The organism is Acinetobacter sp. UBA5984, assembly GCF_002429925.1.
Taxonomy (GTDB): Bacteria; Pseudomonadota; Gammaproteobacteria; order Pseudomonadales; family Moraxellaceae; genus Acinetobacter; species Acinetobacter variabilis.
This window is the reverse complement of sequence record NZ_DJBE01000027.1, coordinates 1-5,356: the sequence shown is the minus strand read 5'-3', so window position 1 is coordinate 5,356 and position 5,356 is coordinate 1. Positions and strand designations below refer to the sequence as shown.

4 protein-coding genes and 1 pseudogene are annotated in these 5,356 nt (G+C 34.4%); all 5 read right to left on the bottom strand.

The annotated features are described in order from the left end of the window. Positions 1-21 precede the first annotated feature (21 nt). Positions 22-522, bottom strand: a pseudogene (locus tag B3J29_RS04170) (glycosyltransferase); the annotation flags it as partial. Positions 523-694: 172 nt separating this feature from the next. Further along, positions 695-1,108 carry a hypothetical protein gene (locus B3J29_RS04165; RefSeq protein ID WP_004278363.1) on the bottom strand — a complete coding sequence of 138 codons (414 nt, stop codon included), beginning with the start codon at positions 1,106-1,108 and terminating at the stop codon, positions 695-697. Positions 1,109-1,115: 7 nt separating this feature from the next. Then, positions 1,116-3,437 (bottom strand): fimbria/pilus outer membrane usher protein, encoded by a 2,322-nt coding sequence (locus B3J29_RS04160; protein ID WP_175966406.1) that lies wholly within the window; start codon positions 3,435-3,437, stop codon positions 1,116-1,118. Between the two features lie 4 nt (positions 3,438-3,441). Beyond that, entirely contained in the window at positions 3,442-4,140 is a 699-nt protein-coding gene (locus B3J29_RS04155) for a fimbrial biogenesis chaperone (RefSeq protein ID WP_004278365.1), read from the bottom strand. 85 nt (positions 4,141-4,225) lie between these two features. Next, a complete protein-coding gene (locus tag B3J29_RS04150) occupies positions 4,226-4,732 on the bottom strand; it encodes a hypothetical protein (protein ID WP_214001817.1) in 507 nt (168 codons plus the stop codon). Positions 4,733-5,356: the final 624 nt, after the last annotated feature.

Genomic DNA, 5,356 nt, shown 5'->3' with positions numbered 1-5,356 from the left:
TCAAACAAGTGGGACCACCTCTTCATGAAAGGCCGAGTGAAAGCCACTGGAAACAGGAATCTGTAATGAACGCGCCAGTTGGAGCATAGCAAAACCCAAAGGCCCTTCAGTGACTATATGCACAATGTCGACTTGGGCTTTTTTTAAAGCTTTACTGAGTTTGATCAGTTGCGGCCAGCCAAATTGTAAACCTGAATATTTAGGAATCGACTGCGCTCGAACCAAACACTCTTGATCAGGTCGAAAATCCTGACAACTTTCGGACTGTTCTGGGCGTATTAAAAAAATGGAGTTGCCTTGTTGCTGCAAGCCCTTACACAGTTGCAATAAAGAATGTGCAACACCATTAATTTCTGGCGCCCACGTATCTGTCACAATGGCGATTTTTAGAGGGGGCCGGATTAGTGTTTGAATTGAATAGTTATGTTGAAATTTAGGATTGAGGTTCTGATTTTTGAAAGAAAATTTGAATAATTTATTCGATCGTTGTTCAAACTGCGTTGGATAATTGAGCAGATTCATTAAACACTCTTATATCGTTATATTTTATTCAATCTTAGAACACACATGTGAATATTTTATGACCACAATAAATTAATGAAAACCCGCTTATTAACATACTTATAAATAAAAAGTCCAAGAGTCACATATGAAATCTTGGACTAAAATAATGAATACTGCATATCCATTCTCTTTAAAAAATTATATCAACAGAAACCCTATCTTTATACACACCTGCAGGCACACCATTATAGGGATTATCTTGCAGTTGAACGGCAATTACATATTTCTGTCTTTCAGATGGTGCTTGTCTTAATTGAACCCCCCATAAATTTTGCCCAGCACCTTGCAAATTTAATTGGGTCCGCAACTTATAAGGCCCATTGGAAACATAGCTTGTTCCACTTGCATTGGTAAGGTTTTCGCTGTTAAAAACAATCGAATAACCTTGATCACAACGCACATTAAATGAAGTTGCAGCTTGACTATGCCTATAACTACTTAATCGCATATTTGAGTTTGAAAAACCATCAATTGCACATTGTTGTGTTGCTTGTGCTGATGTTGCCATCCACGCACTCAACACCAATATTATATATTTTTTCATAATTCACCTATTTACATAAAACATCCAAAATCTCGTGTTCCGGATCTTGGAATTGATTTTGCGAAACCACAACATTTGCTTGGCAAGTTTGACCTCCTTGTAAATTTACGAAAAATTTATATGCTGCTGCTTGGGTTGCATAGACATAAACCACTCCTTTACTGTCTACAAAATATGGTTCTTCAGTTTTATCGTTAACGACAACTTGAGCACCACGAATCAAAGGTTGCCTTTGCGCATCAATTAAACGAACTGCTATTCGCTTAGTTTGATAAATTGGGAAATTAACTTTATAGCCCCGCTGATCTAAACCAACTATTTTCTTCGAAGCATAATCAAAAGTTTCATCCATATTTAATTGGTTCTGATCAAAAGATAAGTCATATTGAATATATGGAATAATATTATGTACAAACATATATCCTTTCTGATTGGTCTTCCCAATCAAAGATGAAGAACGGTAAATATCTAAATCTGCATGATCACTTACATTTAACAAAGCAAATGAATTATTAACATATTTAGTTAAAGCAACCTGATTACCCAACCAAACCAATGCGCCATTAAAATTCACTTGACTTAATCGTCCATCACTATATTCATCATGCGAGAGCCTCAAATCACCAACATTTGTTTTCCACAGTCCGTATCCATTTAAATTAACCTCATTATCCATATGGTTAACACCCACGGTATAATCAAACCCTTCTTGACCAATTGTCGTTCGAGAATAGTTCAAACGGGTACTTTCATTTTGTGTATAATGATCCAAAGTTAGCCGACGTCGATCACCCCAATCATAGTTAAAGACAATATTAAATCCTGAATCGCTATCCCCACCAAAATCTTTAAAATATCCAAAAGCGACATCTAACTTCGGTGTCAATCTCTTACCTAAACTCAGATTAAGCACTTTACGATCATCAAGACTCACTTCATCATTGTTATAATAAGTCTGATCAATATAATTTAATCCTACACTATCCAAATAATTAAGATTTGTAAGAGTCAAATAAAATAGATTGGTCATTTTTTTATACGTTAGAGTATCCTCAAGATCTAAATACCTATATTCTTTTGAATATATTTGACTTTGCATACCCACAGACCACCAAGCAAAGTCACGACTTATTCCTAAAGAAGCTGCATAACCATTATTATCATCTGCGTTACTTCCTGATAATATCGTATCTAATAAAACATAATTCTTAATGGCTTGAGTCCACAATAAACTCACATTTTGGACTTTATCGCTATATAGCATATCCGTACCAAGCGTCGAGTAATTATTAATTCCGCTACGATATAAAAGCTTAGTAAAAAAATCTCGATAATCACTTTCCACTTCATCATATCCGTACCGAAGTTTACCTATAGAAATATTAAATTCATCCAACTTTGGCTTTAACAAACGGTTATTAATATATATAGGAAAATTTCGAACAGTCCGATTACCCAGAATATCTTCTACAACAATTTGTGCATTTCCTGATTTATTTAATAAACCACTGGTTGGTAGTGAATAATTTCCAGGTCCAACATTTTCTCGATACAGATTGACTCCATTCAAATATAAATCAACCGTTGAAGGTACTGCAGCACTCCCCTGTAATGTTGGGCTATTCCAGTACACAAAGTCTGGGCGTGCGATATAATTGGTTCCAAAACTAAGCCCACCAAAGCGAAATGAATTATTTAAACTGTTTAAAGATGTCGTGTTATCTCCTAATGTCAAACGCCAAAATTTATCAGGGAATTCTAATTCAAATACACTTTCAACCCTGAGAAATTTACTCTCAGTATCAAGAGGATTATTTCTATAAATAAATGAATTTTTAAATAACCAATAATCTTTAAAAATACCAAGCTCTGCTAAGGTATTAAACTCTTCTTCAACCTCATCACGTGAGTACAACAAGCTATAATTTAAAAATCCACCAAAGCTTGCTTTACTCGGCGTGTTGTACACAAAATTATTGCTCGAATTGGCGAAGTACTCAGCGGGAATGGTAATATTTAAGCTCTGGAGTGATGGATCTTCAGTGAAGGTAATGGAAGGGCTTGCCAAACTACAAAAATCTTTTTTAACACTGTCCTTTTCTAACTTTTCAACCACAATTCCAATATTTGATAATGCTGTACATTCAATAAATTTTTTTCCTAAACGATCAAAAGCAACACTTTCCACTCCATAGTCCACACCATTGACCCAAATATTGACAATGGCTGTGTTGAGCTGCTGGTCTGACGTTGGTGTAAGCACTTCAGCACTTAAGCTCACTTGGCTTACAGTAACAACCATAAATAAAAAAAAATTTCTTTTTATCATAGCATCACCCTTTGATCATAAATTCTAAGTATTTCTCATCATCTTCTGTTTTAATTTTAATTTTAATTTCACCATTAGTTTTAAAACCTTCTAATGGTATTTCAATAGTATTACCACCAAGCACATATTGGCTTAGTGCCATTTTGGTCATCGTTATACCTTTAGCATCTATAACCTGTAACTCAGTCAACTTAACATGAGAGCTCCCCTTATTTTCAACATAGATTATTTGTGATACATCTGCCTTTTTCAAATTAACTGAAAGTTTAGGGTCTGCTTGAGGTCCCACAAATAAAGGCAATGAAAAGTTAAATAAAAAGTTAATCGCTGTGTTTTCAGCAACTGGCGTTACTTCTTTAAAGATGACTCGCCACGTACCTTCAGTTGCCAATACTGGTGGCTGAGTAAATCCAACACGCACCAACTGCTTTGACTCAGGCTTAAGTTCAAAAATTTTAGGGTTAAATAAGATCGATTCATCTTCGATCAATATATCTTCACCTTTATTATCTTGAGACCACTTAAAAGCTAAAACCTCAAAAAGTTTTGATGTCGATAAACCCGTGCTTTCCACAACTACAGTTGTACTTTTTTGTCTTGTAGGGTCTTTAAGATACATTTGAATGGGACTAAATTGAATTCCAGCATGTGCAGTCAACGTCCAAACTACCCCCAAAAGAATAAAAATCAATGATCGAAACATATATCCACCTCTTATTCTTTTATGAAGAAAGAAGTTGGAGATGTGTTAAAACACCTCCAACTATGAGTATGAAGTTATCTAGGTGTTAGAATTTGACTTCGACCTTATATGTACCTTTGTAGGTACCAGCATAAGTCGACATTGCATCTAAACCTGCTGATGAAGCCTGAACAGTATATTCATGCTCTGTACCATCCCAATTAATTACTGTAGGACTGCTATAAGGACCACCAGCACCGGTTGTCGTTACAGCTACAGGAACAGTGCGACTTCCATTAGCTAAAGTCGTTGGCGCTGTAATTGCCAAGAAATAATTTGCATTGGTGCGAACTTGGAACTTTGTTGAGTCTGTATAACTGTTGGTTTTATCCAAAGTTAGTAGTGATTCATCAATATCAAGATCGCAGTGTTTTTCTACTACCAAATCAATATCAATCTTACCCTTACAATCACCTGAAGAACCACAACCATGATTTCCAGAATGGTGCCCACCGCCTGGGTGCCCACCACCGCCTGGTTTACCACCAGCATATGCTGCTGTCCCTAAACTTAAAACTAATGCTGACATCGTTACTTTGATTAATTTATTCATAGCAATTACTCCATTCTCTTTTAGAGATTTATTAGTATGCGCATCCAAGGTATTTATTAATAAAATCCAATTAATTTCACTTCCCCTAGGTGCTGACTCATTCTTATTCAAGTTGAGAAAAAAAGAACCTAATATCCCATATTCACATGACTTATCATGCAATATTATTTTTTGTAAAAATTAAAATTATGTAATTGTAATTTATTAAATATTTTTAATTTATTTATTTATTTTTATTTACTTTTCCTGTTTATCCCAAATTTTGGGGATTTTTTTCATATCCCTATTTTCAGGCATAACATATCTAATTATTTTTATTAACCTTAACCATATTAAAAATAATATAGACTGTTACATATTTCACCAAATATTTGTGAAATAGTTCAAAATAATTTTCAAACAAAACAATATTACGTGAATATTCAACTATATTAATAGTAAAGACCGATTAAATTTAAATTTTAAATAGAATCTCAAATGTATAATCACCACTTTCAGGTATGTCTTTTGAAACGCAATACAAGAATTACGTCACCAAATACTGAGCCTTTGTATTAAATTACAGGTTTTGAAACACGGCTTAGTTTCCAATGTTAAGCTTTAGAGATGGATCCGTAAATTTGA